At 62.7% G+C, this 2,205-nt stretch carries 3 protein-coding genes; 2 read left to right on the forward strand and 1 reads right to left on the reverse strand.

Going from position 1 to position 2,205, the window contains the following annotated elements; all coding sequences use genetic code 11:
* Nucleotides 1–394 (forward strand): hypothetical protein (locus tag ACWNCF_RS01405; RefSeq protein ID WP_449405748.1); only part of this gene is annotated, 394 nt, incomplete at its 5' end.
* Between the two features lie 133 nt (nucleotides 395–527).
* The gene (locus tag ACWNCF_RS01410; RefSeq protein ID WP_449405749.1) at nucleotides 528–1,412 is read left to right on the forward strand and encodes a TraB/GumN family protein; all 885 of its coding nucleotides are present in this window, start codon (nucleotides 528–530) and stop codon (nucleotides 1,410–1,412) included.
* 87 nt (nucleotides 1,413–1,499) lie between these two features.
* On the opposite strand, the gene ACWNCF_RS01415 is transcribed toward ACWNCF_RS01410, so the two are convergent.
* Nucleotides 1,500–2,205, reverse strand: a 706-nt coding sequence (locus ACWNCF_RS01415) for a homoserine dehydrogenase (protein ID WP_449405750.1), incomplete at its 5' end; no start/stop codon positions are given.

Below are 2,205 nucleotides of genomic sequence, written 5' to 3' on the forward strand. Positions count from 1 at the left end.
GCCTTCCCAAAACGGAACAGACGACATAGCATTGAGCATGGCGGTGGTTTGGTTGATTGACTTGTTTGGCGACTATCAATCTACCAATTCCAAACCACCGCCACCACTATCTGCTCAGATCGTCAATCCCATCTTCCCCCAGCAACCGCGTAGAACCTTTCTTTTTCCGGGTAAGCAAGGACAAGCCGGCCGCTGCCAGGCCACTAAACGAACCGACAAACAATGGGCGCCCCCAGTCGAATTGGTGGGCGTCGCTGAAAAAGCCCGTGACAAGCAGAGTGCCCAGTGCCGTTCCAAGACCAAAACCGACAAAGTATTTCATAACACTTCCTTTTCTGCGATCGATCCAGCAGCCGTCCGCTTCTGGCCGAACCCAGCCGCTCCCCAAGCGTAGCACGTTGCACGAGCCAAAAAATCACGCTCTGTCACGACAAGGAGTCGCGCGAAAAAGATGTCAAAATTAAATAGCTGCGGGGGCGATGAATGGATAAAATTCGGCCGGCTAACTCTTAGTCAAGGAAACGCTGATGGCTCGCCGGATCATTCTCATTCTTCTTGCTGCGTTCAGTCTGCTGGCCGGCCCGGCCTGGGCGGTCGAGCGCGGCGCGCTGTTCAAGGTTAGTGGCCATGGCCATACGATGGTTCTGTTCGGCACCATCCACATGGGATTGCCCGAATTCTTCCCGCTCGACGACAGCGTGACCAAGGCCCTGGCCGCTTCCTCCACGCTGGCACTGGAGTTCGATCCGACCGTACAGACTGCGGAGTTGGCCGCGATGATGCGGCGCGCCGCAGCCACCACGCCCGCCATCGTCGCCGCCATGCCGCCCGCGCTCGGACCGCGCCTGACACGCCGGCTGGAGGCGCTCGGCGCGCCAGCGACACTGGCCACGCAGTTCAAGCCGTGGATGCTGATCATCACGCTGGCAACGGTCGAATACGCCAAGCTCGGTTATCGGCCCGACCTGGCCGTCGACGCGTACCTGGCCAAACTGGCACACAGCGAGAACATCAAGGTCATCGGCCTGGAGACGGCCGAGAGCCAACTCGACCTGCTCGACCACCTGCCCGTTGCCGACCAGTGGACGATACTGGATGAAACCCTTGCTTCGCTCGATTCGGGCGAAGCGCAGCAGGACGTGCGGTCCATGACCGACGGCTGGGCCAAGGCCGATCACGCTACGCTCGACGCGCTGGCGCTCAAATATGAGACGGACCAGCGGCTGTCGTCGCAGATCATGCAGCGCCGCTTCCTGACCGAACGCAACGGGCCGATGGCCGACAAACTCGACGGCTTGCTGACGCGTGAAAACCATACGATGGCGGCAGTGGGACTCATGCATTTGATCGGCAATGACAGCGTACCGGCCTTGTTGCGAGCAAAGGGACTGAAGGTCGAGCAGCTGTATTGAAAATTGAAAACAACGAAGCCGCCCACCGTTCGCACGGTGGACGGCTTCGTCACGTATCCGGCCGGACGCGAGCGCCCGGCATGACCATCAGCCCAGGCTTTCCAGGCGGATGCGCACCACCTTGCCCACGGTCGTGGCCAGGTGCTCGATCTTGTCGATCGCGGCGTTGACGTATTTTTCGCGGGTCTGGTGGGTGATGATGACGATATCCGTGCGCGCCTTCTCGCCCGGCTCCTTCTGCAGCACGGCGTCGATCGAGATGCCGGCTTCGGCCAGGATGCGGGTCAGGTCGGCCATCACGCCCAGCTGGTCCTGCACGGTCACGCGCAGGTAGTAGCTGGTGCGGATGTCTTCCATCGGCAGGATCGGCACGTCGGCCAGTTCGGTCGGCTGGAACGCCAGGTGCGGCACGCGCGAGTACGGGTCGGCCGTCGCCAGGCGGGTCACGTCGATCAGGTCGGCGATCACGGCGGATGCGGTCGGCTCGGCGCCGGCGCCCTTGCCGTAGTACAGCGTGGCGCCCACGGCGTCGGCCTGCACGAGCACGGCGTTCATCGCGCCCTCGACGTTCGCGATCAGGCGCGCGCCCGGCACGAGGGTCGGGTGCACGCGCAGTTCGATGCCTTCCTTGCCGTCCACCGTCGTGCGGCGGGTGATGCCCAGGAGCTTGATGCGGTAGCCCAGTTGCTCGGCGTAGCGCAGGTCGACGGCCTGCAGCTGGCTGATGCCCTCGATGTGGGCGCTGCCGAACTGCACCGGGATGCCGAACGCGATGGCGGACATGATGGTCAGC

Source organism: Massilia phosphatilytica (assembly GCF_977014125.1).

What these genes read in the sequence shown, in the direction of transcription:
- ACWNCF_RS01410 (WP_449405749.1), top strand. Translation starts at nt 528, where the DNA reads ATGGCTCGCCGGATCATTCTCATTCTTCTTGCTGCGTTCAGTCTGCTG.